Source organism: Thauera sp. WB-2 (assembly GCF_027594845.1).
Lineage (GTDB): Bacteria > Pseudomonadota > Gammaproteobacteria > Burkholderiales > Rhodocyclaceae > Thauera > Thauera mechernichensis.
The window spans coordinates 1,944,383-1,970,974 of sequence record NZ_CP088935.1 but is presented as its reverse complement, the minus strand read 5'-3'; the positions used below and the strand labels follow the sequence as shown (position 1 = coordinate 1,970,974).

28 protein-coding genes are annotated in these 26,592 nt (G+C 66.6%); 18 read left to right on the top strand and 10 right to left on the bottom strand.

From position 1 onward, the window contains the following. Positions 1-16 precede the first annotated feature (16 nt). The 6 genes from arsH to LQF09_RS08965 form a co-directional block, all read right to left on the bottom strand. Positions 17-769: an arsenical resistance protein ArsH gene (gene arsH, locus LQF09_RS08990; RefSeq protein WP_002928264.1), complete on the bottom strand. Its 753-nt coding sequence runs from the start codon at positions 767-769 to the stop codon at positions 17-19. Next, a complete protein-coding gene (arsC, locus tag LQF09_RS08985) occupies positions 747-1,169 on the bottom strand; it encodes an arsenate reductase (glutaredoxin) (protein WP_270069737.1) in 423 nt (140 codons plus the stop codon). Before arsC ends, arsH begins: the two co-directional genes overlap by 23 nt. Then, complete coding sequence (gene arsB / locus LQF09_RS08980) at positions 1,169-2,230, bottom strand: ACR3 family arsenite efflux transporter (protein ID WP_270069736.1); 1,062 nt, start codon at positions 2,228-2,230, stop codon at positions 1,169-1,171. Before arsB ends, arsC begins: the two co-directional genes overlap by 1 nt. A 164-nt stretch (positions 2,231-2,394) precedes the next feature. Then, positions 2,395-2,727: an ArsR/SmtB family transcription factor gene (locus tag LQF09_RS08975; protein WP_002928258.1), complete on the bottom strand. Its 333-nt coding sequence runs from the start codon at positions 2,725-2,727 to the stop codon at positions 2,395-2,397. 22 nt (positions 2,728-2,749) lie between these two features. Continuing rightward, positions 2,750-4,009: an organoarsenical effux MFS transporter ArsJ gene (gene arsJ / locus LQF09_RS08970; protein ID WP_270069735.1), complete on the bottom strand. Its 1,260-nt coding sequence runs from the start codon at positions 4,007-4,009 to the stop codon at positions 2,750-2,752. Positions 4,010-4,014: 5 nt separating this feature from the next. Beyond that, a complete protein-coding gene (locus tag LQF09_RS08965) occupies positions 4,015-5,058 on the bottom strand; it encodes an ArsJ-associated glyceraldehyde-3-phosphate dehydrogenase (RefSeq protein ID WP_270069734.1) in 1,044 nt (347 codons plus the stop codon). A gap of 243 nt (positions 5,059-5,301) precedes the next feature. Between LQF09_RS08965 and LQF09_RS08960 the strand changes: the two genes are divergently transcribed. After that, entirely contained in the window at positions 5,302-6,645 is a 1,344-nt protein-coding gene (locus LQF09_RS08960; RefSeq protein ID WP_270069733.1) for a hypothetical protein, read from the top strand. After that, positions 6,642-6,872, top strand: coding sequence for a thioredoxin family protein (locus LQF09_RS08955; RefSeq protein ID WP_002936953.1), 231 nt, complete (start codon positions 6,642-6,644; stop codon positions 6,870-6,872). The genes LQF09_RS08960 and LQF09_RS08955 overlap by 4 nt, the downstream gene beginning before the upstream one ends. 18 nt (positions 6,873-6,890) lie before the next feature. Here LQF09_RS08955 and LQF09_RS08950 read toward each other — a convergent pair whose 3' ends face one another. Continuing rightward, positions 6,891-8,246, bottom strand: a complete 1,356-nt coding sequence (locus LQF09_RS08950) for a permease (protein WP_002928248.1) — start codon at positions 8,244-8,246, stop codon at positions 6,891-6,893. A 511-nt stretch (positions 8,247-8,757) separates the two neighbouring features. Here LQF09_RS08950 and LQF09_RS08945 point away from each other — a divergent pair. The 8 genes from LQF09_RS08945 (at position 8,758) to LQF09_RS08910 (ending at position 17,795) form a co-directional block, all read left to right on the top strand. After that, a complete protein-coding gene (locus LQF09_RS08945; RefSeq protein WP_270069732.1) occupies positions 8,758-10,233 on the top strand; it encodes a SulP family inorganic anion transporter in 1,476 nt (491 codons plus the stop codon). A gap of 10 nt (positions 10,234-10,243) precedes the next feature. Beyond that, a complete protein-coding gene (locus LQF09_RS08940) occupies positions 10,244-11,122 on the top strand; it encodes a universal stress protein (protein ID WP_270069731.1) in 879 nt (292 codons plus the stop codon). A 153-nt stretch (positions 11,123-11,275) separates the two neighbouring features. Then, positions 11,276-12,238 carry an arsenosugar biosynthesis radical SAM (seleno)protein ArsS gene (gene arsS / locus LQF09_RS08935; RefSeq protein ID WP_270069730.1) on the top strand — a complete coding sequence of 321 codons (963 nt, stop codon included), beginning with the start codon at positions 11,276-11,278 and terminating at the stop codon, positions 12,236-12,238. Positions 12,239-12,258: 20 nt separating this feature from the next. After that, a complete protein-coding gene (locus LQF09_RS08930; protein ID WP_270069729.1) occupies positions 12,259-14,403 on the top strand; it encodes an FAD-dependent oxidoreductase in 2,145 nt (714 codons plus the stop codon). 97 nt (positions 14,404-14,500) lie between these two features. Further along, the gene (locus LQF09_RS08925) at positions 14,501-15,271 is read left to right on the top strand and encodes a DUF3047 domain-containing protein (protein WP_270069728.1); all 771 of its coding nucleotides are present in this window, start codon (positions 14,501-14,503) and stop codon (positions 15,269-15,271) included. Positions 15,272-15,316: 45 nt separating this feature from the next. After that, positions 15,317-16,018 (top strand): TIGR04283 family arsenosugar biosynthesis glycosyltransferase, encoded by a 702-nt coding sequence (locus LQF09_RS08920; RefSeq protein WP_270069727.1) that lies wholly within the window; start codon positions 15,317-15,319, stop codon positions 16,016-16,018. After that, positions 16,015-16,671, top strand: coding sequence for a TIGR04282 family arsenosugar biosynthesis glycosyltransferase (locus tag LQF09_RS08915; RefSeq protein WP_270069726.1), 657 nt, complete (start codon positions 16,015-16,017; stop codon positions 16,669-16,671). Before LQF09_RS08920 ends, LQF09_RS08915 begins: the two co-directional genes overlap by 4 nt. After that, positions 16,668-17,795: an FAD-dependent oxidoreductase gene (locus LQF09_RS08910; protein ID WP_270069725.1), complete on the top strand. Its 1,128-nt coding sequence runs from the start codon at positions 16,668-16,670 to the stop codon at positions 17,793-17,795. Before LQF09_RS08915 ends, LQF09_RS08910 begins: the two co-directional genes overlap by 4 nt. Here LQF09_RS08910 and LQF09_RS08905 read toward each other — a convergent pair. From LQF09_RS08905 to LQF09_RS08895, 3 genes are all read right to left on the bottom strand, one after another. Beyond that, positions 17,792-17,989, bottom strand: a complete 198-nt coding sequence (locus tag LQF09_RS08905) for a zf-HC2 domain-containing protein (RefSeq protein ID WP_270069724.1) — start codon at positions 17,987-17,989, stop codon at positions 17,792-17,794. The genes LQF09_RS08910 and LQF09_RS08905 overlap by 4 nt on opposite strands. Beyond that, entirely contained in the window at positions 17,986-18,597 is a 612-nt protein-coding gene (locus LQF09_RS08900; RefSeq protein ID WP_270069723.1) for a sigma-70 family RNA polymerase sigma factor, read from the bottom strand. The genes LQF09_RS08905 and LQF09_RS08900 overlap by 4 nt, the downstream gene beginning before the upstream one ends. Before the next feature lie 95 nt (positions 18,598-18,692). After that, positions 18,693-19,877, bottom strand: coding sequence for an aminotransferase-like domain-containing protein (locus tag LQF09_RS08895; protein ID WP_270069722.1), 1,185 nt, complete (start codon positions 19,875-19,877; stop codon positions 18,693-18,695). A 61-nt stretch (positions 19,878-19,938) separates the two neighbouring features. On the opposite strand from LQF09_RS08895, the gene LQF09_RS08890 reads away from it, so the two are divergent. From LQF09_RS08890 to LQF09_RS08855, 8 genes are all read left to right on the top strand, one after another. Beyond that, on the top strand, positions 19,939-20,385 hold the full coding sequence (locus LQF09_RS08890) for a MarR family winged helix-turn-helix transcriptional regulator (protein WP_002928192.1): 447 nt from the start codon (positions 19,939-19,941) through the stop codon (positions 20,383-20,385). Positions 20,386-20,514: 129 nt separating this feature from the next. Then, the gene (locus LQF09_RS08885) at positions 20,515-21,219 is read left to right on the top strand and encodes a hypothetical protein (protein WP_002928189.1); all 705 of its coding nucleotides are present in this window, start codon (positions 20,515-20,517) and stop codon (positions 21,217-21,219) included. 51 nt (positions 21,220-21,270) lie between these two features. After that, positions 21,271-21,555, top strand: coding sequence for a thioredoxin family protein (locus tag LQF09_RS08880; protein ID WP_333482878.1), 285 nt, complete (start codon positions 21,271-21,273; stop codon positions 21,553-21,555). Continuing rightward, positions 21,452-21,730, top strand: a complete 279-nt coding sequence (locus LQF09_RS08875; protein ID WP_332306956.1) for a DUF2789 domain-containing protein — start codon at positions 21,452-21,454, stop codon at positions 21,728-21,730. Before LQF09_RS08880 ends, LQF09_RS08875 begins: the two co-directional genes overlap by 104 nt. Before the next feature lie 89 nt (positions 21,731-21,819). Next, entirely contained in the window at positions 21,820-22,734 is a 915-nt protein-coding gene (yghU, locus tag LQF09_RS08870; RefSeq protein WP_270069721.1) for a glutathione-dependent disulfide-bond oxidoreductase, read from the top strand. Positions 22,735-22,855: 121 nt separating this feature from the next. Continuing rightward, entirely contained in the window at positions 22,856-24,541 is a 1,686-nt protein-coding gene (pgi, locus tag LQF09_RS08865; RefSeq protein ID WP_270069720.1) for a glucose-6-phosphate isomerase, read from the top strand. Beyond that, positions 24,534-25,277, top strand: a complete 744-nt coding sequence (locus LQF09_RS08860; protein ID WP_270069719.1) for a response regulator — start codon at positions 24,534-24,536, stop codon at positions 25,275-25,277. The genes pgi and LQF09_RS08860 overlap by 8 nt, the downstream gene beginning before the upstream one ends. Before the next feature lie 251 nt (positions 25,278-25,528). Then, positions 25,529-26,491: a TerC family protein gene (locus tag LQF09_RS08855; RefSeq protein WP_002928176.1), complete on the top strand. Its 963-nt coding sequence runs from the start codon at positions 25,529-25,531 to the stop codon at positions 26,489-26,491. Positions 26,492-26,592 lie beyond the last annotated feature (101 nt).

Sequence of the window (26,592 nt, the reverse complement as noted above, 5' to 3'; positions counted from 1 at the left end):
TGGGTACGGCGCCGACTCAGATAGCCGGCAGGCTCACCCGCGCCGACAGCTCGGCTGCACTCTCCTTGCGCTCGCTGTAGCGATCGACCAGGTAAGGCGCGATGTCGCGCGTGAGCAGGGTGAACTTCACCAGTTCCTCCATCACATCCACCACGCGGTCGTAATAGGCCGAAGGCTTCATGCGGTCATGCTCATCGAACTCGAGGAAGGCCTTTGCCACCGAAGACTGGTTGGGGATCGTCAGCATGCGCATCCAGCGCCCGAGCACGCGCATCTGATTGACCGCATTGAACGACTGCGAGCCGCCGCACACCTGCATCACCGCCAGGGTCTTGCCCTGGGTCGGGCGCACCGCGCCGACCGACAGCGGTATCCAGTCGATCTGCGTCTTCATGATGCCGGTCATCGCGCCATGACGCTCGGGCGAGCACCACACCATGCCCTCGGCCCACTGGGTGAGCTCGCGCAGTTCGACCACCTTGGGGTGGGTGTCGGGCGCATCGTCCGGCAGCGGCAGGCCGCTCGGGTTGAAGACCCGCGTCTCGGCGCCCATGGCGCGAAGCACGCGGGCGGCTTCCTCTGCCAGCAGGCGGCTGAACGAGCGCGCCCGCAAGGAACCATAAAGCAGCACGATGCGCGGCGGATGGGTCGACGGCTGGGTAGCCTGCAACTGCGCGGGATCGGGCTCACGGAACAGCGCCGCGTCCACGTTCGGCAGGTCAGGCAGGGAATGGCCGGGCAGCGGCTCAGACACGACGCCCCTCCGCATCGACGACCTTCTCGCCATCCTCCTTGGTGAAAGCGCCGCGCTGCGGCTGCGGCAGGATGTCGAGCACAAGCTCGGACGGCCGGCACAGCCGCGTGCCAAGCGGGGTGACGACGATCGGCCGATTGATGAGGATGGGGTGCGTCATCATCGCCTCGATCAGCTCGCCGTCGGTCTTCGCCGGGTCTGCAAGGCCCAGTTCGGAGAACATGGCCTCCTTGGCGCGCATGATGCCGCGCACCCCGAGACCGGCGGCCGCGATCAGCGCGACAAGCTGCTCGCGGCTGGGCGGGGTCTTCAGGTACTCGATGACGGTCGGCTCCACCCCGCTGTTGCGGATCATCGCCAGCGTGTTGCGCGAAGTACCGCAGCGCGGGTTGTGGTAGATCGTGATGTCGCTCATCAGCGTGTTTCCTCTTTCATGACAGCCCGCCGCGCGGCAACGGCGGCAGGGGCGAACCAGTGCGGCGTGCGGTTGACGATGGCCACCAGCGACAGCATCACCGGCACCTCGACCAGTACACCGACCACGGTCGCCAGCGCCGCGCCCGAATTGAGCCCGAACAGCGAGATCGCCACCGCCACCGCCAACTCGAAGAAGTTCGAGGTACCGATCAGGCAGGCCGGGCCGGCCACATTGTGCGGCAACTTGAGCGTCTTGGCGGCAAGGTAGGCGATGAGGAAGATGCCGTAGGTCTGCACCATCAGCGGCACCGCGATCATCGCGATGACCAGCGGCTTGTCGACGATGGTGTTGGCCTGGAAGCCGAACAGCAGCACCACGGTGGCGATCAGGCCGACGATGGACCAGGGCTTGAGCCGGGCGACGAAATCTGCCACCGCCGTCGGCGAACGCCGCTCCAGCGCATGCCGCGTTGCCATGCCGGCAAGCAGCGGCAGCACGACGTAAAGCACGGTGGACAGCACCAGTGTTTCCCAAGGCACGGTGATGTTGGTGACGCCGAGCAGGAAGGCGGCGATCGGCGCGAAGGCGAACACCATGATGATGTCGTTCACCGACACCTGTACCAGGGTGTAGTTGGGGTCGCCCTTCACGAGCTGGCTCCATACGAAGACCATCGCGGTGCACGGCGCCACGCCGAGCAGGATCATGCCGGCGATGTATTCGCTGGCCGACTGCGGATCGACCCAGGGCGCAAACAGGTAGTGGAAGAACAGCACCCCCAGCGCCGCCATCGTGAAGGGCTTGATCAGCCAGTTCACCACCAGGGTCAGGATCAGGCCCTGGGGCTTCTTGCCCACATCGCGCACGGCGTGCCAGTCGATCTGGATCATCATCGGGTAGATCATCACCCAGATGAACACAGCGACCACCAGATTCACCTGCGCGAACTCCAGTCCGGCGATGAGCTGGAACGCACCCGGTGCGACCAGCCCCAACCCCACGCCAGCGAGAATCCCCAGCCCGACCCAGACCGTCAGGTAACGCTCGAACAGCCCCATATCAAGCCTCCGTCGGCAGATGGCCAATGTGGCCAATCTCGTTATTGATGACCAGGCGGTCGTGATTGATCGAGGTCAGGCCGCGTGAGGGCACGCAGTAGATCCTGTCGAACATGGAAGGCCCCTTTTTCGTTATGAGCCCGGATCGGGCGATGTGATTCGACTCAGCAATCGAGCCCGTCGGCGCAGGTATCGACCCCGCACAGTTCAGGCATGCCGGCACAGCATTCTTCGGTGAGATAGGCCACCAGTTCGCGCATCAGCGCCATGTTGGCGCGGTAGCGCTGGAAGCGCCCCTCCTGCTCTGCCGACACCAGGCCCGCATGGGTCAGCGTCTTGAGGTGGAAGGACATGTTGGTGGGCGGGATGTCGAGCGCGGCCGACAGCTCGCCCGCCACCATGCCGGCCGGTCCGACGCGCACGAGCAGGCGAAAGACGTCCAGCCGGATGCCGGAGGACAGCGCCTCGAAGATCGGCAGTGCAGTGTTCTTTTCCATGTTTGTTCTCCAGACCGTCAGCTCAGGTCTCCACCCGGGCGGCGGCGTCACGCACGAGCGGCAATGCCAGCGTCGCCAGCCAGCAGATCAGCAGCATCAGCGCCGAACCCGCAAGCGCGTAAAGCAGCCCGCCCCACTGGTACAGCAGCCCCGACAGCAGCGTGCCGATGAAGCGGCCGAGCGCATTGGCGGCGTAGTAAAAGCCTACGTCCTCAGCCGCCTTCTCCGAGCCCGCGTAGGCGAGCACAAGATAGGAATGCACCGAGGAGTTCACCGCGAAGGCAAAGCCGAACAGCCCCAGGCCGCACACCACCACCCATTCCAGGCTGGGCAGCTGCAGCCACACCGCCACTGCCAGCCCAGCGGGGATCAGCGCCAGCAGCGCCGACCACAAGCGCGCCGCCGGCACCTCACGGCTCAGGCCGTCGGCGCTGCGGCGCACGATGTGCGGCGCGGCTGCCTGCACCAGGCCGTAGCCGATGGTCCACGCGGCGAGGAAGGTACCGACCATGGTGAAGGACCACCCTGCCGAGTACAGGAACACTGGCACACCGACCACGAACCACACGTCGCGCGCGCCGAACAGCACCACGCGCGCCGCGGCCAGCGCGTTGATGCCGGGGTTCTTGGCAAACAGTTCGCGCACCGACTTCGAGGCCTTCCTCTTGCCCATCATCGGCGGCAAGGACAGCAGCACGCCGGCAAGCACCAGTGCCAGCAAACCCGCCATCGCCCACAGCGCACCACGAAAGCCCAAGGTTTCCAGCAGCAGACCACCGAGAAAGAACCCGAAGCCCTTCATCGCGTTCTTGCTGCCGGTGAACCAGGCCACCCACTTGAAGAGCTGGCCCTGATCCCCGCCCTGAGCCTTCGCCTCGGCCTGAGCCTCGGACTGGGTCAGCTTGATCGCCGACTTGCTCGCGGTCTTGGTCAGATCCTTGGCCACGCCGCAGATGCCCTGCGCCACCACCACCCACGCCACCGCCATCGCCGCCGTCCACCCCGGGTCGAGCAGCGACAACAGCACGAAGCCGACGATCTGCGTCACCAGCCCCACGCTGAGCATGCGCGCGATGCCGTAACGCGTCGCCAGCCAGCCCCCGACCAGGTTCGCCAGCACGCCCGCCGCCTCGTAGAGCAGGAACAGGAAGGCGAGCGTGAACGGCGAATAGCCCAGGCGGTAGAAGTGCAGCAGCACCAGCATGCGCAGCGCGCCATCGGTGAGCGTGAAGCCCCAGTAAGCGGCGGTGACGATGGCGTAGTTGCGCGCAGCGTGTTGCATGATGTTCAGATACCCACGGTTTCCATATGGCAGGCGAGGTCGACCATGCGGCAGGCGTAACCCATCTCGTTGTCGTACCAGGCGTACACCTTGAGCAGCGTGCCGTCGGTGACCATGGTGGAGAGTGCATCGACGATCGAGCTGCGCGTATCGCGGGCGTAATCGACGCTCACCAGCGGGCGCTCCTCGTAGCCGAGGATGCCGGCGAGCTCGCCTTCGGCCGCGGCCTTGAACAGCGCGTTGACCTCTTCCGCCGTGGTCGCGCGCTCGAGTTCGAACACGCAGTCGGTGAGCGAGGCGTTCAACACCGGCACGCGCACCGCGTGGCCGTTGAGCTTGCCCTTCAACTCCGGGTAGATCAGCGCGATCGCGGTGGCGCTGCCGGTAGTGGTGGGCGCCAGGCTCATCAGCGAGCTGCGCGCGCGGCGCAGGTCCTTGTGCGGCGCATCGACCACCAGGTTGGTGTTGGTGGGGTCGTGGATGGTGGTGATCTGCCCGTGGCGGATGCCCAGGTTCTCATGCACCACCTTCACCACCGGCGCCAGACAATTGGTGGTGCACGAGGCCGCGGTCACGATGCGGTCGCGCGCCGGATCGTAGGCCTCATGGTTGATGCCGACCACCATGTTGAGCACGCCGCCGGTCTTGACCGGGGCAGCCACGATCACGCGCTTGGCGCCGCGGTCGAGGTGGCCCTGCAGGGTTTCGGGGGTAAGGAACTTGCCGGTGCACTCCAGCACCACATCCACACCCAGATCGCCCCAGGGGATCTCGGCCGCGGTAGCGTGCGCGGAGAAGGACAGCCGGCGATCGTCGATGCGGATCGCGCCCTCGCCTTCGGCGGCGATATCCGCACGCCACTTGCCCTGCACGCTGTCGAAGGCGAGCAGGTGTGCGGTAGCCGCCGCGCCGCCCTTCAGTTCGTTGAGGTGCACCACTTCCAGCCGGTTGCCCGCGCGCGGGTCGTCCACCTGCCGTTCCGCAGCCCCCATCGCGGCGCGCAGCGCCAGGCGGCCGATGCGACCCATGCCATTGATGCCAATCCTCATGTCAATCTCCAATAACACAACACTTTTAGAATAATTGAAATCTTAGCAACGATGTGTGACACGCAGGTTACTGACCAACACCCCGTCCCTTCGTACAGCGGTCACGCCCTGACCGCATCCCCCACGCACCTGCCCCGGCCTGTGCTCGACTAAACTTGCAGCGTTAGCCACATCGCGAAGAACTGCATTGCGGCAACGTCAGCCGCGCCGACCTGCACTTTTAGTCCGCCCAGTGAGACCCTCGTGATACCAACCGCCGTAGCGCCCGAACAACACCGCCCCAGCGCCACGAGCAGTGCGCTGGCGGTAGCGCAGGCGCTGAACCGTAGCTGCGACTGCCGCAGCCTCGACCCCCTGCGCCTGCGCCAACAACTCGAAGCCGAACCCGCACTGCTCGGACTGGCGACCGAGATCGAGCGCAGCCGCCCGCACATGTTCTCGGCTACCGCGGTGTTCATGGCCCCGGAGACGCTGCAGGCCATGGCCGACATCGTGGCGGCGATCGAAACCGTGATCGCCCTGCCCGGCTACGAGGCCGAGGTGCTCGCGCGCGCGCCGGCAATCGCCCGTTTCGATAACGGCCCGAAGGGTGTGTTCATGGGTTTCGACTTCCATGTCTGCGACACTGGCCCACAGCTCATCGAAATCAACACCAACGCGGGCGGCGCCCTGCTAAACCGAGCACTTGCGTGCGCACAGCAGGCCTGTTGCACGCAGATCGTGCCGCATCTGCGCCCCACGGCCAGGCTCGACGCGCTCGATCAGCGCTGGCTGGAGGCCTTCTTCAACGAATGGGCGCTACAGGGCCATCACGGCAAGCCGGAGTGCATCGCGATCGTCGACGAAACACCCGAACAGCAATACCTACATCCCGAGTTCCTGCTTTTTCAGCACCTGTTCCGCAGCGCAGGCATCGACACGGTCATCTGCGATCCGGGCGAACTCGCCTTCGACAGCCGCGCGCTGACACACAACGGCCGGCCGGTCGACCTCGTCTACAACCGCCTGACCGATTTCTACCTGCAATCGCCCGCTGCAGTAGCCTTGCGCGCCGCCCATGAGGCCGGAGCAGTCGTGCTCACGCCCCACCCACGCGCACATGCGCTGTACGCGGACAAACGCAATCTCGCGCTGCTCACCGACGCGGCTCGCCTCGCAGCCCTCGGTGTTCCGCAGCATACGATCGACTGCCTGGTGGCGGGCATCCCGCGTACGGTCGAGGTCATGCCCGAGCGCGCCGACGCCTTGTGGACCGCACGCCGCAGCCTGTTCTTCAAGCCTGCCAGCGGCTTCGGCAGCCGCGCGGCGTACCGCGGAGACAAGCTCACCCAGCGGGTGTGGAAGAGCATCCTCGACGGCGGCTACGTTGCCCAGAGCCTTGCCCTGCCCTCCGAACGGCGTGTCCGGGTCGACGGCGCCGGTAACGATCTCAAGCTCGACATTCGCGCCTATGCCTATGCAGGCAAGATTCAGCTTGTCGCAGCAAGGCTCTACACGGGGCAGACCACCAACTTCCGTACCGCGGGTGGAGGCTTTGCGCCCGTGTTTCTCACCGACACAATGACCAGCGAAGGAGAAGCATCATGAAGGACATCAAGGTTCTCGGTACCGGTTGCGCCAACTGCAAGAACACGGTCAAGCTCATCGAAGAGGTCGCCGGCGAAATGGGTGAGCAGATTGCGCTCGAAAAGGTCGAGGAGTTACAGAAGATCATGAGCTACGGCGTGATGGCGACGCCAGCTGTCGTAATCGACGGCAGCGTAGTTCATTCCGGCGGCGTACCCGCGCGCAGCAAGGTTGAGGGCTGGTTCTGATCGCAGCGGACCAGACGATCAGCCGGGTAGCGAGGAAACCGGCAGCCCCCTCTCTACCCACATGCCGAACAGCATCCCGCTGATCGTCGCCATCACCACGACCATGGCGACGAACGTCAGCGTCTTCTTCGTGCCCAGTACGCTACGGATCACCAGCATGTTGGGCAGCGACAGCGCCGGGCCGGCAAGCAGCAGTGCAAGCGCTGGGCCCTCGCCCATGCCATTGCCGATCAGGCCCTGCACGATCGGCACCTCGGTCAGGGTGGCGAAGTACATGAAGGCACCGGCAAACGCAGCAAAGAAATTCGCCGCCAGCGAATTCCCCCCCACCGCCCAGGCCACCCATTCCGAGGGAATCAGGCCTTCCTCGCCAGGTCGGCCGAGCAGTGCGCCGGCAATCAGCACGCCGACGAGCAGCAGCGGCAGGATCTTCTTGGCGTAGTCCCAGGACGAAGCGAACCAGCCGGCGCCCTCGCCCTTGTCGGTGCTGGTGATCCACGACAGACCGATGATGAGCAGCGCAAAGGGCACGAGTGGTTGTTCGCCGAACACGACCGCCGCTGCCACGCCAGCGGCGGCCACCAGCAGCACGCGGGTGTGCGACATCTTCATCCAGCCAATGAGGATGGCCGCAAGCGCAATGCCGAGCGCCCCCGTGACCCACCACTTGGCCGCGTAGATCGCGTGCCAGGCCCCCTCTTCCACCGCCGGCTTCGCCCAGTTGGCAAACACCAGGATGGCGACCAGCACACCGAAGAACAGCGCGTTCTGCCACAGCGGCCGACTCGGGCCTTCGTCAGGCATCACGATCTTGCTGTTGAGCTTCTCGAGCTCCTCCTTGCGGTACAGGAAAGCCATCATCAGGCCGATGACCACGCTGAACACCACGGCACCGATGCCACGCGCGATGCCGAGCTCCGGCCCCAGGATGCGGGCGGTGAGAATGATCGCCAGTACATTGATCGCCGGCCCGGAATACAGGAAGGCGATCGCCGGCCCCAGTCCGGCGCCCATGCGATAGATGCCGGCGAACAATGGCAGCACCGTGCAGGAGCACACGGCCAGGATCGTCCCCGACACCGAAGCCACGCCATAGGCCATGCCTTTGTGCGCGGTCGGCCCGAGGTATTTCATCACCGCCGCCTGGCTGACGAAGACCGCAATCGCACCGGCGATGAAGAAGGCAGGGATGAGGCACAGCAGCACATGCTCTTCGGCATACCAGCGCACCAGATAGAGCGCTTCCCAGAAGGCATTGTGCAGCCGGTCCCAGCCCTGCAGGGCCTCGACCGGCAGGTAGAAGCAGGCGATGAAAACGCCCACGATCAGCGCCAGCGGTTTCCACTCGTTGCGCCAGAAGCTGTTGCCATCCATGGGACACCCCACACAAGAAGCCTCACCGCAATGATGCGACTATTTGGCCGCAAATAGGGCGTCGCCGCGACAACGCCCGTCGGGTGCCATGACTTCGTTCAGGCCTCGATACAGCCTGCCGATCTGGCGTCGCAATTCAGCCCCCGATCTTGCTGCAGCGCAGCAGCATTGCTAGAATCCGCCGCACTTGCGCGATCCAAGTACTTGCGCCGAACCGCGCCCCCCAACAAGCCTCCCCACAAGCGACCCATGTAAGCCCTGCCCCAGCCTGCGAGTTGCTCCACCCCTTTCCGCTCGCGCGAGGCTGCTGCAACGTGTTCGCTTGACTCATCCGTGCACGGGCTGCGCAACACGACCCGTTACATGGCTGGCGCGCATCTGCCCCAATCCATACGACCAGGCTGCGTACCCGGTCGTCGAGGGCTTCGCGCTTAAAGGCGAATCCACCTCGCGTGAGTTCATCGCGCCCCTGTCCGGGACGCGCGCAAACTCGATGGACTCATAACGACAAATGAAATCTCTCCACCAGGACTGGACGTCCAACATCCGCAACGATCTGCTCGCTGGTCTGGTCGTCGCGCTCGCCCTCATCCCCGAAGCCATTGCGTTTTCCATCATCGCCGGTGTCGACCCCAAGGTCGGCCTCTACGCGTCCTTCTGCATCGCAGTCGTCATCACCTTTACCGGCGGCCGCCCGGGAATGATCTCGGCGGCCACCGGCGCCATGGCGCTGGTGATGGTGACGCTGGTGAAGGATCACGGTCTCCAGTACCTGCTCGCTGCCACCATCCTCACCGGCGTGCTGCAGATCATCGCCGGCTGGATCCAGCTCGGCCGGCTGATGCGCTTCGTGTCGCGCTCGGTGGTGACCGGCTTCGTCAACGCGCTCGCCATCCTCATCTTCATGGCGCAGTTGCCCGAGCTGATCAACGTCACCTGGCACGTGTATGCGATGACGGCCGCCGGCCTGGGCATCATCTACCTGTTCCCGTATGTCACCAAGGCAATCCCCTCGCCGCTGGTCACTATCGTGGCGCTGACCGCGGTGGCCATCGTGCTCGACCTCGACATCCGCACCGTGGGCGACATGGGCGAGCTGCCCGACAGCCTGCCGATGTTCCTGCTCCCGGACGTGCCGCTCAACCTGGAGACGCTGGCGATCATCTTCCCCTACTCGCTGACGCTGATGGTGGTGGGCTTGCTCGAGTCGCTGATGACCGCGACCATCGTCGACGATCTCACCGACACCACCAGCAACAAGAACCGCGAATGCGTCGGCCAAGGCGTGGCCAACATCGCCAGCGGCTTCATCGGTGGCATGGCCGGCTGCGCGATGATCGGCCAGTCGGTGATCAACGTGAAGTCCGGCGGCCGCGGCCGGCTGTCGACGCTGTCGGCAGGCCTGTTCCTGCTCGCATTGCTGATGCTGGTGGGCGACTGGGTGGCGCAGATTCCGATGGCGGCGCTGGTGGCGGTGATGATCATGGTGTCGATCGGCACCTTCGACTGGAACTCGATCCGCAAGCTGCGCGAACACCCGCCCAGCTCCAGCATCGTGATGATGGCCACGGTGGCGGTCACTGTCGCCACCCACGATCTGGCCCAGGGCGTGCTGGTCGGCGTACTGGCCTCGGGCTTTTTCTTCGCGCACAAGGTGGGGCGCATCCTGAGGGTGCGCTCGATTGCCGAGGACGAAGGGCGTCAGCGCCGCTACACCGTCACCGGGCAGGTGTTCTTCGCCTCGGCCGACGCCTTCATCGCCAGCTTCGACTTCCGCGAAGTGATCGACAAGGTGGTGATCGACGTCTCGCGCGCCCACTTCTGGGACATCACTGCGGTCAGCGCACTGGATAAGGTGGTCGTGAAGTTCCGCCGCGAAGGCACGGATGTCGAGATCGTCGGCCTCAACGAAGCGAGCGCGACGCTGGTCGACAAGTTCGGCGCGCACGACAAGAGCGACGGCGCCGACCTGCTTACCGGCCACTGAGGAGAACAGCATGAACAAGCAAGACAGGAAAGTGCTGGCCTGCGTGGACCAGTCGCACTTTGCAGACACCGTCGCCGACTACGCAGCCTGGGCCGCGCGCCGCATGGACGCACCGCTCGAGCTCCTGCACGTGATCGACCGCCACCTCGAGCAAGGCTCGGGCGACGACCACAGCGGTGCCATCGGCTTCAACGCGCAGGAACATCTGCTGCACAGCCTCAGCGACAAGGACGCCGCCCTCGCCCGCAGCAAGCGCGAGCAGGGGCGCATCTTCCTCAACCATCTGCGCGAACGCGCACTGGCTGCAGGCGCCCCCTCGGCCGACATGCGCCAGCGCCACGGCGCGCTCGACGACACCCTGGCCGAACAGGAGGACAACGTACGCCTCTTCGTCTTCGGTCGGCGCGGTGCCTCGGCCGCAAAAACGCGGCCGGAAGGATCGAACACGCTCGGCCGCAATGTCGAGCGCGTGGTGCGCGCCATCCACAAGCCCATCCTCACCGTCACCGAGGGCTTCAAGGAGCCCGAACGCGTGATGCTCGCCTACGACGGCAGCGCAGTGACGCGCAAGGGCGTGGACATGATCGCCGGCAGCCCGCTGTTCAAGGGCCTGCCGATCCACATCGTAATGGCTGGCAAGGACAGCGCAGACGCACCGAAGCAGGTCGCCTGGGCAAAGGATACGCTCACCGCCGCGGGCTTCGAGGTCGTGGCCGACATCCTGTCGGGCGACCCCGAAGCGGTGATTGCACGCGAGATCAAGGCGCGCGACATCGACATGCTGCTCATGGGCGCCTACGCCCATTCGCCACTGCGCGCGCTGCTGTTCGGGAGCAAGACCACCGACCTGCTGCGCGCCGCCACCATCCCGACCCTGCTGTTGCGCTAAATTGGGCAGGCCTTCGAGCCGGACAGGGTCGCAGCGGATCATGAGCCGCGGCCCGCTCCGGCCGTCGGCCCTTGCTTCGGTCGTTTCGTGAAATTTCCTGTAAGGATTCGCGCGCGCCTCCGACCAAGGTAAAAACCGACCCGGAGCACTCCAATGCGCGACACCTTCCCCCTGCTGGTCAAGACCGACTTCCCCGCGCTCACGCGCGGCCGTCTCGAGGTACTGCAGGCCAACCTCGGCTACCGCTGCAACCAGGCCTGCCTGCACTGCCACGTGGCCGCCAGCCCGCGCCGCACGGAAGAAATGAGCTGGGACACGATGGCGCTGCTGCTCGAGGTGGCGCGCCGTCACCGGGTGCGCACCCTGGACCTCACCGGCGGCGCGCCGGAGATGAACCCCAACTTCCGCCGGCTCGTGGCCGAAGCACGGGCGATGGGGCTGAATGTCATCGACCGCTGCAACCTCACCATCCTGAGCGAGCCGGGCTACGAATGGCTGGCCGATTTCCTCGCCGCGCAGCGCGTCGATGTCGTCGCCTCGCTGCCGTGCTACCTCGAGGACAACGTAGACGCCCAGCGCGGCGAAGGGGTGTTCCGGCAGAGCATCGACGGATTGCGCACGCTCAACGCGCTCGGCTACGGCCAGCCCGGCTCCGGGCTCGTGCTGAACCTGGTCTACAACCCGCTCGGCCCCAGCCTCCCGCCCGAGCAGCACGGGCTGGAGCAGGCGTACAAGCGCGAGCTGGCGGCACGCTACGGCATCGTGTTCAACCAGTTGTTCGCGCTCGCCAACATGCCGATCCAGCGCTTCGGCAGCCAGCTGATCTCACGCGGGCAGTTCGACGGCTACATGGCCCTGCTCAAGGGTGCCCACCGGCCAGAAAACCTGGTCGGGGTGATGTGTCGGGCGCTGGTATCAGTGAGTTGGCAGGGGCAGGTTCATGACTGTGACTTCAATCAGATGCTGGGGCTGCCGCTCGGGGCCCGGTCACAGGCCACGCATCTGTCCGATCTTCTGGGCAATGACATGGAGGACGGCACAATCCGGGTTGGCGAGCATTGCTATGGCTGTACCGCCGGCCAGGGCAGCAGTTGTGGCGGCGCGCTCGAGCATTGAGCGCATTGGCAGACATCCAGATGAATCCTCGCAAACTCGCCGTCCTCGTGATCCTCGCCGCCGCGATCGGCAGCTTCTTCCTGTTCGATCTTGGCCAGTACCTCAACCTGCACACGCTCAAGGCGCAGCAGGCCGCCATTGCGGACTATCGCGACCACAATCCGGTGCTGAGCATCGCCGTGTATTTCGTCATCTACGTGGTCGTCACCGCCTTGTCGGTGCCCGGGGCGGCCTTGCTGACGCTGGCCGGCGGCGCCGTGTTCGGGCTGCTGTGGGGGACGGTGATCGTCTCCTTCGCGTCCACCCTGGGCGCCACTGCCGCCTTCGTGATCGCGCGCTTCCTGCTGCGCGACTGGGTCGGGCAGCGCTTCGGCCAGCGCCTGGCGGCCATCGACGAGGGCATCAAGCGTGAAGGTGCGTTCTACCTGTTCACGCTGCGCCTGGTGCCGGTGTTTCCGTTCTTTCTGGTCAACCTGCTGCTGGGCCTGACGGCGATGCGCACCTGGACCTTCTTCTGGGTCAGCCAGCTCGGCATGTTCGCGGGCACCGTGGTGTATGTGAATGCCGGCACCCAGCTCGCACGCATCGACAGCCTGGGCGGCATCCTGTCGCCCGGCCTGATCGGCTCGTTCGCCATCCTGGGCGTGTTCCCGCTGATTGCGCGGCGCGTGGTGGAGCGCATCCGCCGCAACCGGGTCAATGCGCGCTGGCCGCGGCCGACGCGCTTCGACCGCAACCTGGTGGTGATCGGCGGTGGCAGCGCGGGCCTGGTCACGTCCTACATCGCCGCGGCGGTCAGGGCCAAGGTCACGCTGGTCGAGCGCCACAAGCTTGGCGGCGACTGCCTCAACACCGGCTGCGTGCCGTCGAAGGCGCTGATCCGCTCGGCGAAGTTCCTGTCGTACGTCGCGCGCGCGCCCGAGTTCGGCATCGCCGCCGCCGATGCACGCTTCGACTTCGCCGAGGTGATGGAACGCGTGCAGCGCATCATTGCCCAGGTCGAGCCGCACGACTCGGCCGAGCGCTACACCGGGCTGGGGGTCGACGTGGTGCAGGGCGCTGCGCGCATCGTGTCGCCGTGGGAAGTCGAGATCGATACCGCCGACGGCGAGCGCCGACGCCTTACCACACGCGCCATCGTCATCGCCACAGGCGCCCGCCCGACGGTGCCCGAACTGCCCGGTATCGAGGACATGGACTACCTCACCTCCGACACGGTCTGGTCGCTGCGCAAGTTGCCACGTCGACTGCTGGTGCTGGGCGGCGGGCCGATCGGCTCGGAGCTGGCGCAGGCCTTCGTCCGCTTCGGCGCCCAGGTCATCCAGGTCGAACGCGGGCCGCGCCTGCTGCCGCGCGAGGACGCCGACGTCTCAGAACTGGTGATGCAGCGCTTTCGCGCCGAGGGCATCGACCTGCGCCTCGAGCACCAGGCCAAGGCCTTCATCACGGACGGCGAACAGAAGATCCTGATCGCCGAGCATGCGGGCAAGGAGGTGCGCATCCCCTTCGACACCGTGCTGATCGCGCTCGGGCGCAGCGCCAACCTGAAAGGCTACGGGCTGGAGGAACTCGGGGTGCGCTGTGGCCGCACGATCGAGACGAACGCGCTGCTGCAGACCAACTACCCGAGCATCTACGCCGCGGGCGACGTGGCCGGGCCTTACCAGTTCACCCACACCGCCGCGCATCAGGCCTGGTACGCCGCGGTCAACGCGCTGTTCGACCCGATCAAGACCTTCAGGGCGGACTACCGCGTCATCCCCTGGGCCACCTTCATCGAGCCCGAGGTTGCCCACGTCGGACTCAACGAGCAGGAAGCACGCGAACAGGGCATCGCCTACGAACTCAGCACCTTCGGCATCGATGACCTCGATCGTGCCATCGCCGACAGCGAGGCACACGGTTTCATCAAGGTGCTGACGGTGCCCGGCAAGGACCGCATCCTGGGCGTGACCATCGTCGGCGAGCACGCGGGCGACCTCATCGCCGAGTATGTGCTGGCAATGAAGCAGGGCATCGGGCTCAACCGCATCCTCGGCACCATCCACATCTATCCGACCCTGGCCGAAGCCAACAAGTACGTGGCCGGCACCTGGAAGCGGGCTCACGCCCCCGAGCGCCTGCTGCAGTGGGTGGAGCGCTTCCACACCTGGCGCCGCGGATAGGTGTCGACACCCGGATGCGGTGCAACTCCGAACACAGGCGCATCAACACCCCGCTCTTGAACACCCGAGGCATGAAGACCCAACTCGAGGCCATCGAATGAATCGGCACCGTCACGTCTCATGGGCCGCAGGCCTGCTGCTCATGCTGGTCGCCCCTGGCACGCTGTCCGCCACCGTCTGGGTAGGACGCTTTGACGGCGCAGGACCGCTGCCCGAGCCCTGGCGCATCCAGCAGCTCGACGAGCGCATCCCGCCCACTCGCTACACGCTGCGCGAGTGGGACGGCGTGCCTGCCGTCGAGGCGCTGGCCGAGCGTAGCATGGCGCTGCTCGGCCGCCCGCTCGAGGTGGACCTCGCGGCAACGCCGCACCTGTGCTGGCTGTGGCGGGTCGATGCCCCAGTGGCAAACGCCGACATGACGCGCAAGGCGGGTGACGATTACGCGGCGCGCGTGTATCTGAGCTTCGACGTGGCACCCGAGGCGCTCGGCTTCGGCACCCGCACCAAGCTGGCCCTTGCGCGCTCGATCTACGGCAACCAGGTACCCGACGCCGCGCTCAATTACGTGTGGGACAACCGCCACCCGATCGGCACGCTGCGCGACAATGCCTACACCGATCGCACACGCATGCTCGTGCTGCGATCGGGCGCGGAGGATGCCGGGCGCTGGGTGCTGGAGCGGCGCAATGTCGCCGAGGACTTCCGGCGCGCGTTCGGCGACCTGCCGGCGAAGCTCAGCGGCCTGGCGCTGGCTTCCGATACGGACAACACCGCGAGCGTGGCGCGTGCCGGCTTTGCGCAGTTCCGCTTCGTCGCCGATGCAGGCGACTGTGACACCCCGCAGCCTGGGGCCGTGGATGGAGGCTGAAAGTTGAGTGATCCGATGCAGGCGCCGGAACGGACGCCAAGGTCCGTGCACGATGGCGCTGAGAACCACGTGTTGATCGTGATGCCGGTGCTCGATGAGGCCGCCGGCATCGTCGCGCGCCTGCAGTCGCTGCAGGCGCTGCGCAGGCAGGGGGTCGAACTCATCGTGGTCGACGGTGGCAGCCGGGACGGCACCGTCGAACTGGCCGCTCCCCTGGCAGATCGGCTTTTGAGCACAGGCCGTGGACGCGGGCGGCAGATGAACGCCGGTGCAGCCTGCGCGCGCGGCGGGGTGCTGCTCTTTCTTCATGCCGACACCACCCTGCCCCCCGACGCGATGTCGGCCGTGCGCCAGGCACGCGCCAGCGGTGCCGCGTGGGGGCGCTTCGACGTTCGCATCGTGGACGGGCCCGCGGGGATTGCGGTGGTCGCCTGGGCAATGAACCTGCGCTCGCGCATCACCGGCATCGCGACCGGAGACCAGGCCATGTTCTGCACACGCGAGGCCTTCGCGGCGGCGGGTGGCTTTCCCGAGATCGCGCTGATGGAGGACATCGTGCTCTCGCAGCGGTTGCGTGCGCGCTCACGCCCGGCCTGCCTGCGCCAGCGGGTGGAGACGTCCGGCCGGCGCTGGGCGCGTCATGGGCTGGTGCGCACGGTGCTGACCATGTGGTGGCTGCGGCTGCGCTTCTGGCTCGGCGCCTCGCCGGATGCGCTTGCGCGCGCCTACGGATACACCCCGCGATGAACGACGACGCCTCGACCCGCATCGAGCTGGCAATCCTGGCCAAGGCGCCGCTGCCCGGCCTGTGCAAGACCCGCTTGATTCCGCACCTCGGCGCGGCCGGCGCGGCGGCGCTGCAAGGCTGGCTGCTGCAGCGCACGGTGGCCACCGCGGTGAACGCCGACATCGGGCCGGTCAGCCTGTGGTGTGCGCCCGACGAAACCCACCCCGACTTCCAGCGCTGCCGGGCCTTCGGCGATGTCCGCCTGCTGCCCCAGCCACAGGGCGATCTTGGCGCACGCATGCATGCCGCAGTTGCCGCAGCGCGCACGCCGGCGGGCACGCTGATCATCGGCACCGACTGCCCGGCGCTGACGCCCGGCTTGATCCGGCAGGTGGCCGACGCCCTCGGCCGCCACGACGCGGTGCTTGTCCCCGCGGAGGATGGCGGCTATGTGCTGGTCGCGCTGCGTCGTGCAGATCCGCGCCTGTTCGAGGCCATCGACTGGAGCACGGATCGCGTCATGGCGCAGACGCGCCTGCGCCTGCAAACCCTCGGTCTCGACTGGCACGAAACCGCGCCCCTGTGGGATGTCGACCGCCCGGCCGACTTCGAGCGTCTGACCGCAGGCATGCCGGCGCTACGCGCGCTGGTCGCCACGCCGGAGCAGGCATGAAGCGCCTCGTCCTCGCCGGCGCCGGGCACGCCCACCTGCACGTGCTGCGCACGCTCGGCGCGGCGCGCTGGCCGGGCGTGGAGGTCGTCCTCGTCACGCCCTACCCGCGCCAGATCTATTCCGGCATGGTGCCGGGCTGGATCGCCGGGCACTACCGCCTCGAGGACTGCGTCGCCCCCGTCCTGCCGCTGGCGGCTGCCGCGGGTGTGCGCGTCGTCCAGGATGCCGTGTGCGCAGTCGATGCGAAGCGGGGCCATGTCACGCTGGCAAAAGGCGGCCGCATCGACTTTGACGTGCTGTCGCTGGACACCGGTGCCGGCCTCGCCATGGATGAAGGCCTGTCGGACCACCCTGGGCTGCTGCCGGTACGCCCGCTCGAGTCCTTCGTGACGCGATGGGAGCGGGCGCTGGCAAGGCTGCTTGACGACGCGCAGGCGCGGGTGGCCGTAATCGGTGGCGGCGCGGCGGGCGTCGAACTCGCGTTGGCAGTCGCCTACCGACTACGTCGCGAGACCGGCGCCGCAGTGCAGCGGGTGACACTTGCATGCGGGGGAGGCTTGTTGCCGGGGCACGCGCCCGGGGTCGTCAAGCGCGCGCGCGCAGCGCTGGCACGCCAGGGCGTCGAACTCGTCGAGCAGCGGGTGCGGGCCGGCACATCCGCACTGGAGACCGAAGCCGGGACGCCGCTTGCCGCAGCGTGGGTGATCGCGGCAACCGGCGTGGGCCCACCCGGCTGGCTCGCCCAATCGGGGCTGGCGCTCGCGCCGGATGGCTTCATCGCAGTGGGTCAAGGGCAGCAGAGCGTATCGCATGCGAATGTGTTCGCCGCGGGCGACGCCGCCTCACGCATCGATGCTCCGCATGCCAAGTCGGGCGTCTATGCGGTGCGTGCGGGCCCGGTGTTGAGCGGGAATCTGCAGCGAGCCCTCGCGGGGCGTCCCCTCGAGGCCTATCAGCCGCAACGCCGCAGCCTCTACCTGCTCGCCACCGGCCCACGCGAGGCGATCGTCTCCTGGGGGCCGGTGGCGGCAAGCGGGCGTCTGGCGTGGCGATGGAAGGACTGGATCGATCGGCGTTTCATGCGCCAGTATCAGCCCGCGTCCCAGCGCGGGCAGCCCACTTAAGGCTCACCGCCCGTGTTGCCCTCGCGCAAGCGGGCCGTGGCCTTGCGCAGCACGTCCAGGTGGCGGCCATAGTTCGAGCAACCCTTGCACATCGCGGTGTGCATCTTCAGCGCCAGGCGCTCGCGCAGGTCGAGCGTGCGCTCGTAGCGTTCGGACATGAGCCGGGTCGCGTCCTTGCAACTCATCATCTTCATCTACGCTCTCCCTGGAACCAGCGATTCTCCAGACACTCCCTCAGGCCAAGCCGCGCGCGGTGCAGGATCACGAAGCAGTTGTTGCTGGTGATGCCGAGCTCCGCACAGATCTCCGTGGTCTCGAGTTCCAGAAGTTCACGCATCGTGTAGACGCGAGCGATGTGCTCGGGCAGGTTGTTCATGCAGACGTCGAAAACCGTCCAGAACGCCTCCTGTTCGAAAGAGGCCTCCGGGTCCGACCAGGTCGATGGCCGGTCATCGGGGTTCCAGTGACCGCGCTGCTCGAACAGCGCGTCGAAGTCCTCCAGGCCGGCATCGACCTCTGCGCGCGCAGCGAGGTCGCTTCGGCTGATCTCGCGCGCCGACGCGCGGATGTGATCGACGATCTTGTTGCGCAGGATCGCGAACATCCAGGTCTTGAAGGCCGACCGCCCGGCGAAGCGCTTGGCGCCGGTCATCGCCGCCATCAGCGCCTCCTGCACCATGTCCTCGGCCGCGCCGCTGTCGCGCAGTTGCAGGCGTGCGAAGCGCAGCATGTCGCGCCGGATCGCGGTGATCGAGGCGTCGTCCCAGGGCGGGCTCAGGGCCTGCGCGCTGACCTCGGTCATAGATTGCTCCTGTCTTTTGTCTCCGCAAGAATACCGCGATCGCGAAGACGACAGCTCCGTGCGCAGTTGCAGCAGACCCGCGCACGAGCTGGTGCTCAACGCGCCGCCACCCTGCCGGCTTCCGGGTGCTCGATCGCGCGCCGGACAAGCTCGGCCAGCACGGCCAGCCCGCGCTCGATGCCCGCCTCGTCCGCATGGCTGAAGTTGAGCCGCATGCTGCCGTTCGCGGCTGGCTCGCCGGCATGGAACAGCTCGCCCGGCATGAATGCCACGCCGCGCTCGATCGCTGCGGGCAACAAGGCACGGGTGTCGATCGGCGCCAGCAGGTCAATCCAGAAGAACAGCCCCCCAGGCGGCGTCTGCCAACGCGCGAGCTCGCCGAAATGGCGCTGCAGCGCGGCGGCGAAGAAGTCGCGCTTGCGCCGATAGGCGTCCACCACCCGCTGCATGCGCTCTGCGCGGTCGGGCGAGCGCAGTTGCGCCAGCACGACATGCTGGCTGACGCGGTTGCTGTGCAGGTCGGCCGCCTGCTTCAGACGCACCAGCAGCGGCACCAGCGCGGGCGCGGCCACCAGATAGCCCAGGCGCAGGCCGGGCGCCAGCGTCTTGGAGAAGGAGCCCTGGTAGATCCACGGTGCGCGCTCGAGATGAGCGCACACCGGCGTGCGCTCGCAGGCGTCGTAAGCCAGGTCGCGATACGGATCGTCCTCGAACAGCGGCACGCCCAGGGTGTCGCAGGCGCGGGCGAGCACAGCGCGCTCGGCGGCGTCGTAGCAATGGCCGGTGGGATTCTGGAAACTCGGGATCGCATAGGCCAGCGCGGGCGGCACATCGGCGTCGAGGCCAGCGAGCGCCTGCCGCGGGCGCAGTGGCGCAAAACGGGCTCCGAAGAAGCGGAACACTTGCAGCGCTGCGAGGTAGGTCGGCTCTTCCACCGCCACCGTCGTACCCGGATCGATGAAGAGCTTTGCCACCAGATCGATGCCCTGCTGCGATCCCGACAGCACGAGCACCTGGTCGGCCGTGCAGCGCAGGCCGATGGCGGCGACCTCGGCCGCGATCTGCTCGCGCAGCGCCGGCTCGCCTTCGCTTGGACCGTACTGCAGCACCTCCCGCGGCAATGGCATGCCCGACAGATCGGGAAAGCTGTCTGCCGACGGCAGGCCGCCCGCGAACGAGATCATGCCGGGACGATCGATGACGGCGAGTATCTCGCGGATCGCGGAGGGTTGGAGGCGATCCACGCGCTCGGAAAGCTTGGGCTGCTGTCGGCTGTTCATGGCTAAGCGTCAATGTTGTTGACCTTTTGCCAAGATAGGCACCTCCGCCTATCATGTCAATATGCTTGACCAATCAACAACCGACGCATTCGACGACAAGGACCCGCGTCGCGCGATCGAGCGCTTCTACTTCGCCTACCGCGCCTTCACTGCGGGCGCCGACCAGTTGCTGGAAGCGCGTGGCCTTGGGCGCGTTCATCACCGCGTGCTCTACTTCATCGGCCGCAATCCCGGGATCTCCGTCGGCGCCCTGATCGACGCCCTGGGTGTCAGCAAGCAGGCCCTCAACGCCCCGCTGCGCGAGCTCGTCGAACGCGACCTGATCCGTGCCGAGCCTGCCGCCGAAGACCGCCGCGTGCGTCAGTTGTCGCTCAGCGCACAAGGCCAGGCGCTCGAAGCCCAGCTCACCGAGATCCAGACCGACCTGCTCGGCCGCGCCTTTGCCGATTGCGGCGGCGAAGCGACCGATGGCTGGCACGCAGTCATGAAGCGACTCGCCGCCAACTGAACGGGCCGGACGGCAAGCACCGGCGCGACATCCCGGCGACGCTCGACGACGCAGCATCCGGCACGGACACCTGAGGTGTTCCCCACTCCTTAAACTGTATAAAATATCAGTCACCCAGGAAGACTGATGATGACTCACGACCAGATGACCCTGTTCGCGGTCCCGACCGCCCCAACCGAGTCGCAGCCCGCGCGTCAGGCACTACCTCGGCGAGCGGTCCGGACACGCTCCGCGCCCGACGATGCGCCCCAGGCTGCGCTGCTGCCCCTGCAACTGATTCCCCACGAGGCCACACCCGCCATGACCGATAACGAGCCCCTGCCCTCCATCGCCCCCGCTCCCGACGACACCCCGGACGCCATCCGCAGCGACCGCCTGTGGCAGCTCGACGGCTGGACCGCCCGCGTGATCAAGAACGAGGACGACGACGGCTGGGCAGTGGAGATGCTCAAGGACGGCGAGGCCGAGCCGGCGCTGGTCGGCCCATGGACCATGGGGCGTGACAAGAAGAACCCCAAGCCGCTCGACCAGGCGGCCTTCAACACCCTGGTCAAGACCGCGACCGAAGTGCTGCAGCGCCATGCCCAGCAGGCCCACGCAATGCTGCACAAGTCGCTCACGGTGTTCGCACTTGACGCCCAATGGGACGTTCGCCTCGACATCACGCCGGACGAGTACGAGCCCTTTGCAACCCTGAGCGCGTACGACGAAGCCGGCGATGAAGTCGCCCAGGTACGCGTGGCGCCGGACTTTCGCCTCAACACCACGAGCGCGACGGCCTGGATCGTCAGCGGCTTCGCCCGCCCTGGAGGCCGGGGGCCTTTCGACGACTGAGCCAAGGGCAAGCAGGTCGCGCTCGAGAGGGTTGAGGACATACAGAGAATCATGAACTATGGCGTGATGTCGACACCGGAAGTGGTCATCGACGGTACTGTAGTGCACACCGGCAGAGTGCCCGCACGCAGCAAGGTCGAAGGCTGCTTCCGAGCATGCCCGGCTGTGCAGGACTGCCGGGCGAGCGCAACCATTGATGGCGGAAAACGCGGCTGTCGCAGCCTTTCGGCTCATCGTCATCCTTGCAACAGGATTCAACGAAAAGGAGTTCACCATGGAAACCGGTATCCACGCCTTCAGGGACCTATTCGCTCAACTTGGCTTGCCAAACAGTGACGCTGAGATCGCCGATTTCATCCGGGCTCACAGCCCACTGCCCGACTTCGTGAAGTTGGCGGACGCGCCATGCTGGACGCAATCACAGGCGGCCTTTCTGCGCGACGAGTTGGCAGAAGACGCCGACTGGGCCGAGGTCATCGATCAGCTCAGTGCAGCGCTGCGGCGCACTTGAGCGGGAGAATTAGCGGCCGACATGGCGCGCACCAGATGGCCTATCATGCCGCGAACGGCTTGGCCGGAGAGCCCCGGGAACGATCGATCATGAGCAACTCGCAGTCACAAGCCCCAAGTCAGGGCCTCAGCAACACCGACGCCGACACTTACACCCCGCCCAGGGTGTGGACCTGGAACAAGCCCAATGGCGGACACTTCGCCAGCATCAACCGTCCGATCGCCGGCGCCACGCATGAGCGCGAGCTGCCGCGCGGCCGGCACCCGCTGCAGCTGTACTCGCTGGCCACGCCCAATGGCGTGAAGGTGACGGTGATGCTCGAGGAACTCCTCGCGCTCGGCCATGCCGGGGCGGAGTACGACGCCTGGCTGATCCGCATCAACGAGGGCGACCAGTTCGGCAGCGGCTTCGTCGGCGTGAATCCGAACTCGAAGATCCCCGCCCTGCTCGACTGCAGCAGCCCGCAGCCGACCCGCGTGTTCGAGTCCGGCGCCATCCTGATGTACCTGGCCGAGAAGTTCGGCGCCTTCCTGCCCACCGCGCCGGCACAGCGCGCAGAGTGCCTGTCGTGGCTGTTCTGGCAGGTCGGCAGCGCGCCCTACCTCGGTGGTGGCTTCGGCCATTTCTACGCCTATGCGCCAACCCGGATCGAGTACGCCATCGACCGCTTCTCGATGGAGGTCAAGCGCCAGCTCGACGTGCTCGATCGCCGCCTGGCCGAAAGCCGCTTCGTGGCCGGGGACGACTACACCATCGCCGACATCGCGATCTGGCCCTGGTACGGTGCGATGGCGAAGGGGCTGCTCTACGACGCGGGCGAGTTCCTGCAGGTCGAGGACTACACCCATGTCGTGCGCTGGGCCGATGAGATCGCGCGTCGCCCGGCGGTGCGGCGCGGGCGCATGGTCAACCGCGTCACCGGCCCGCTGGAGCATCAGCTGCACGAGCGCCACGACGCAAGCGACTTCGACACCCGCACCCAGGACAAGCTGCAGGAAGTCTGAATGGCGGACCCGCAAGGGGGCTGAAGCCCCCTGGCCAGTGTTGCGGACGCGACGATTTCAAGCGTACGGGATAGACGATAGAATGGCCGCCCACCCAGTCACGGCCGATCGAGTGCCCGCAATGAACCAACCCGCGCCCCGCCCCAGTACCACGCAGCTGCCGGCCTGGCAGGCCCTTCTGGCCTGCTGCGAGGCCGCGGCCGGGCGCCACATCGCCGATGAGTTCGCTGCCGACCCCGGGCGCGCCGAGCGCATGCACACCGAGGCCTGCGGCATCTTCCTCGACTATGCCAAGAACCGTGTCGATGCGCCCACCCTGGCCCTGCTTTTCCAGCTCGCACGCGAGGCCGGCGTCGCCGAGCAGCGCGCAGCCATGTTCGGCGGCGAACGCATCAACCGCACCGAGGGGCGCGCGGTGCTGCACGTGGCGCTGCGCATGCCGGCAGGCAGCACGCTGATGGTCGACGGCGACGACGTGGTGGCGGACGTGACCGCGGTGCGCGAACGTGTCCGCCGCTTCAGCACGGCGGTGCGCAAGGGCGAATGGCGCGGCCATGATGGCCGTCGCATCACCGACGTGGTCAACATCGGCATCGGCGGCTCCGACCTCGGTCCGCAGATGGCCTGCGAGGCCCTGCGCGACTTCGCCCACCGCGAGCTGAGGCTGCACTTCATTTCCAACGTCGACGGCATCGCACTCGACCGCCTGCTGGGCACGCTCGATCCAGGCACGACGCTGTTCATCGTCGCCTCCAAGACCTTCACCACCCAGGAAACCCTCACCAACGCCAATGTCGCACGGCGCTGGCTGCTCGGCCATGCGGGCAGCGAAGCGGCCATCGCCCGCCACTTCGTCGCCGTGTCGACCAACACCGAGGCCGTTGCACGCTTCGGCATCGACACTGCCAACATGTTCGGCTTCTGGGACTGGGTGGGCGGGCGCTATTCGATGTGGAGTGCGATTGGCCTGCCGCTCGCGCTGCAGATCGGAGCCGAGCGCTTCGACGAGTTGCTTGCGGGTGCGCACGCAATGGACGTGCACTTCCGCGACACGCCCTTCGAGCACAACCTGCCCGTCATCCTGGCCTTGCTCGGGATCTGGAATGTCGACTTCCTCGACGCGCCCACCCAGCTCATCGCCCCCTACCACCAGGGCCTGCACCGGCTGCCCGCCTACCTGCAGCAGCTCGACATGGAATCCAACGGCAAGTCGGTGCGATCGGACGGACACGCGGTCGGCTGCCACACCAGCCCGGTGATCTGGGGTGAGACCGGCATCAACGGCCAGCATGCCTACTTCCAGATGCTGCACCAGGGCACGCGCCCGGTGCCGGTGGATTTCATCGGCGTGCTCGAGCACCCCGCCCATCTGCACGCACAACACCGCATCGCTTTCGCCAACATGGTGGCGCAGGCCGAAGCCCTGATGCGTGGCAAGCGCGCAGCCGAGGCCGCCGCAGAAATGCACGCCGCCGGCCTGCCGCAGGAACGCATTGACGCACTGCTGCCGCATCGGGTGTTCGCCGGCAACCGCCCGAGCAACACCCTGCTGCTCGATCGCCTCGACCCTCGCACCCTCGGCGCCCTGATCGCGCTCTACGAACATCGCACCTTCGTGCAAGGCGTGGTGTGGGGAGTCAATCCTTTCGATCAGTGGGGCGTCGAACTGGGCAAGCAGCTCGCCGGGCGAGTGCTCGAGGACATGGATCGCAGCACCGATATCAACGCCCATGACGCCAGCACGACGGCCTTGATCGACCGCTACCGCCGTGGCGCGCGCACGACAGACCCCGCCCAACATGCGTGAGGCCCGCGTCCCCACGCTCCTGGTGGTCGATGACGACCTCGTCGCGCAGGCAAGGCTCAAGGCCTATTTCAGCCAGGAAGGCTATCGCGTGCTCGCTGCCGATGACGGTGAAGGCTTCTGGGCTGCACTCGCGCGCGACGCAGTCGACCTGGTGCTGCTCGACATCAACCTGCCTGGGCAGGACGGCCTGTCGCTTGCCCGAGCGCTGCGTGCACGCGACGCCGGCATCGGCATCATTCTGGTCACCGCGCGCAATGACGACATAGACAAGATCGTCGGCCTCGAGGTGGGTGCCGACGACTACGTGACCAAGCCCTTCAACCCGCGCGAACTGCTGGCGCGGGTGAAGAGCCTGCTGCGGCGCAGTGGTGAACACGCAGCTACAGCCGAGGCCAGCACGCGCCCGCTGTGCTTCGGCGGCTGGACCCTGGATCTCGCAAAGCGCCGCCTCATCGATATCAACGCGAACGAAGTCGCGCTCACCCGGGGTGAGTTCGAGGTACTGGCGCTGCTCGCACGCCACCCCCAGGAGGTACTGAGCCGCGATCGCCTGTCGCGCGCCGTTAGCGGTCGCGACTGGGATCCGCAGGATCGCACCGTGGATGTCCTGGTCCGCCGCCTGCGCGGCAAGCTCGATGGCGGAACGGGCGATGACGGTGCCCCCTCGCTGATTGCCACCGTACGCGGCGAGGGCTACCGGCTGGCGGTAGACGTCACGTCAGCGCCCTCTGCCTGAGCGCTCACAACCCACCTCTTGACTTCGCCGCGGCGCGGCATACACTCGCATTCCATCAAGGGGAGTAGCTTTTTCGCCCCGGCATCGTCATCACGGCAGACCGGTCTCCAGACCGTCTCCCGGTGCCGGGGGCAACGATCGAATCCGTTGCAAGCGAGACCTTGCCCAAGGGCAAGGTCCGTGCTGCGACAGCACGCAAGGGTCTGTGTCCTTCGGGAACAGGCCCTTTTTCGTTTTTTGCGGAGTGCGCGGTGGACTCGATCGGTACGTGGTGGATGTGGGTGGCGTTCGCCACCATCGTGGTGACGATGCTGCTGGTGGATCTGGTCGCCTTCGGCGGCGGCAAGCAGCATCGAGTATCGCTCAAGGAGGCGGCCGGCTGGTCGCTGGCCTGGGTCACCATGGCGATGCTCTTCGCAGGCGGCTTGTGGTGGTACCTGGACGGCGCATTCGGCCGCGCCATCGCCAACGAGCAGACGACCGCCTTCGTTACCGGTTACCTGGTGGAGAAGTCGCTCGCGGTCGACAACGTCTTCGTGTGGATGATGATCTTCAGCTTTTTTGCGGTGCCGCTCGAACTGCAGCGCCGTGTGCTGCTGTATGGCATCGTCGGCGCGATCGTGCTGCGCACGATCATGATCTTCGCCGGCAGCTGGCTGATCAGCGAGTTCCACTGGATCCTGTACATCTTCGGTGTCTTCCTGATCGCCACCGGCATCAAGATGGTGTGGTTCGCCGAACATGACCCCGACCTGGACAAGAACCCCTTCATCCGCTGGATCCGCAACCACTATCCGGTTACCGAAAAGCTCGAGGGGGAACGCTTCTTCGTAGTGCGCGACGGCGTGCGCATGATGACACCGCTCTTCCTCGCGCTGGTGCTGGTCGAGATCTCCGATGTGATCTTCGCCGTCGACAGCATCCCCGCGATCTTCGCGATCACTACCGACCCCTTCATCGTGCTGACTTCGAACCTGTTCGCCATCCTTGGGCTGCGCGCGATGTACTTCCTGCTCGCCGACCTCGGTGACCGCTTCGAGCTGCTCAAGTACGGCCTGGCCGCGATCCTGGTCTTCATTGGCACCAAGATGCTGATCGTCGAGTGGATCAAGATCCCGGTGCTGGTATCGCTATCGGTGGTCGCCACCATCCTCGCCTGCTCGGTATTCGCCAGCTTGTGGCACGCCGCGCACAAGTCAAAACCGGCTTCCTGAGCAACCGCGGGCGCTGCGGTCGCTACGCATCCTGGGTGCGCTCAGGCTTATCTGGGTCGTACCCTCGATGCACAAGGTCATCAGTGCGCCATTGAGAAGCC

Bases quoted from the DNA above. Each gene is read 5' to 3' on its own strand.
- arsH (WP_002928264.1), bottom strand. From the start codon at position 769: ATGCGGAGGGGCGTCGTGTCTGAGCCGCTGCCCGGCCATTCCCTGCCT.
- arsC (WP_270069737.1), bottom strand. From the start codon at position 1,169: ATGAGCGACATCACGATCTACCACAACCCGCGCTGCGGTACTTCGCGC.
- arsB (WP_270069736.1), bottom strand. From the start codon at position 2,230: ATGGGGCTGTTCGAGCGTTACCTGACGGTCTGGGTCGGGCTGGGGATT.
- LQF09_RS08975 (WP_002928258.1), bottom strand. From the start codon at position 2,727: ATGGAAAAGAACACTGCACTGCCGATCTTCGAGGCGCTGTCCTCCGGC.
- arsJ (WP_270069735.1), bottom strand. From the start codon at position 4,009: ATGCAACACGCTGCGCGCAACTACGCCATCGTCACCGCCGCTTACTGG.
- LQF09_RS08965 (WP_270069734.1), bottom strand. From the start codon at position 5,058: ATGAGGATTGGCATCAATGGCATGGGTCGCATCGGCCGCCTGGCGCTG.
- LQF09_RS08955 (WP_002936953.1), top strand. From the start codon at position 6,642: ATGAAGGACATCAAGGTTCTCGGTACCGGTTGCGCCAACTGCAAGAAC.
- LQF09_RS08950 (WP_002928248.1), bottom strand. From the start codon at position 8,246: ATGGATGGCAACAGCTTCTGGCGCAACGAGTGGAAACCGCTGGCGCTG.
- LQF09_RS08945 (WP_270069732.1), top strand. From the start codon at position 8,758: ATGAAATCTCTCCACCAGGACTGGACGTCCAACATCCGCAACGATCTG.
- LQF09_RS08940 (WP_270069731.1), top strand. From the start codon at position 10,244: ATGAACAAGCAAGACAGGAAAGTGCTGGCCTGCGTGGACCAGTCGCAC.
- arsS (WP_270069730.1), top strand. From the start codon at position 11,276: ATGCGCGACACCTTCCCCCTGCTGGTCAAGACCGACTTCCCCGCGCTC.
- LQF09_RS08930 (WP_270069729.1), top strand. From the start codon at position 12,259: ATGAATCCTCGCAAACTCGCCGTCCTCGTGATCCTCGCCGCCGCGATC.
- LQF09_RS08925 (WP_270069728.1), top strand. From the start codon at position 14,501: ATGAATCGGCACCGTCACGTCTCATGGGCCGCAGGCCTGCTGCTCATG.
- LQF09_RS08915 (WP_270069726.1), top strand. From the start codon at position 16,015: ATGAACGACGACGCCTCGACCCGCATCGAGCTGGCAATCCTGGCCAAG.
- LQF09_RS08910 (WP_270069725.1), top strand. From the start codon at position 16,668: ATGAAGCGCCTCGTCCTCGCCGGCGCCGGGCACGCCCACCTGCACGTG.
- LQF09_RS08905 (WP_270069724.1), bottom strand. From the start codon at position 17,989: ATGAAGATGATGAGTTGCAAGGACGCGACCCGGCTCATGTCCGAACGC.
- LQF09_RS08900 (WP_270069723.1), bottom strand. From the start codon at position 18,597: ATGACCGAGGTCAGCGCGCAGGCCCTGAGCCCGCCCTGGGACGACGCC.
- LQF09_RS08895 (WP_270069722.1), bottom strand. From the start codon at position 19,877: ATGAACAGCCGACAGCAGCCCAAGCTTTCCGAGCGCGTGGATCGCCTC.
- LQF09_RS08890 (WP_002928192.1), top strand. From the start codon at position 19,939: ATGCTTGACCAATCAACAACCGACGCATTCGACGACAAGGACCCGCGT.
- LQF09_RS08885 (WP_002928189.1), top strand. From the start codon at position 20,515: ATGACTCACGACCAGATGACCCTGTTCGCGGTCCCGACCGCCCCAACC.
- LQF09_RS08880 (WP_333482878.1), top strand. From the start codon at position 21,271: ATGAACTATGGCGTGATGTCGACACCGGAAGTGGTCATCGACGGTACT.
- yghU (WP_270069721.1), top strand. From the start codon at position 21,820: ATGAGCAACTCGCAGTCACAAGCCCCAAGTCAGGGCCTCAGCAACACC.
- pgi (WP_270069720.1), top strand. From the start codon at position 22,856: ATGAACCAACCCGCGCCCCGCCCCAGTACCACGCAGCTGCCGGCCTGG.
- LQF09_RS08860 (WP_270069719.1), top strand. From the start codon at position 24,534: ATGCGTGAGGCCCGCGTCCCCACGCTCCTGGTGGTCGATGACGACCTC.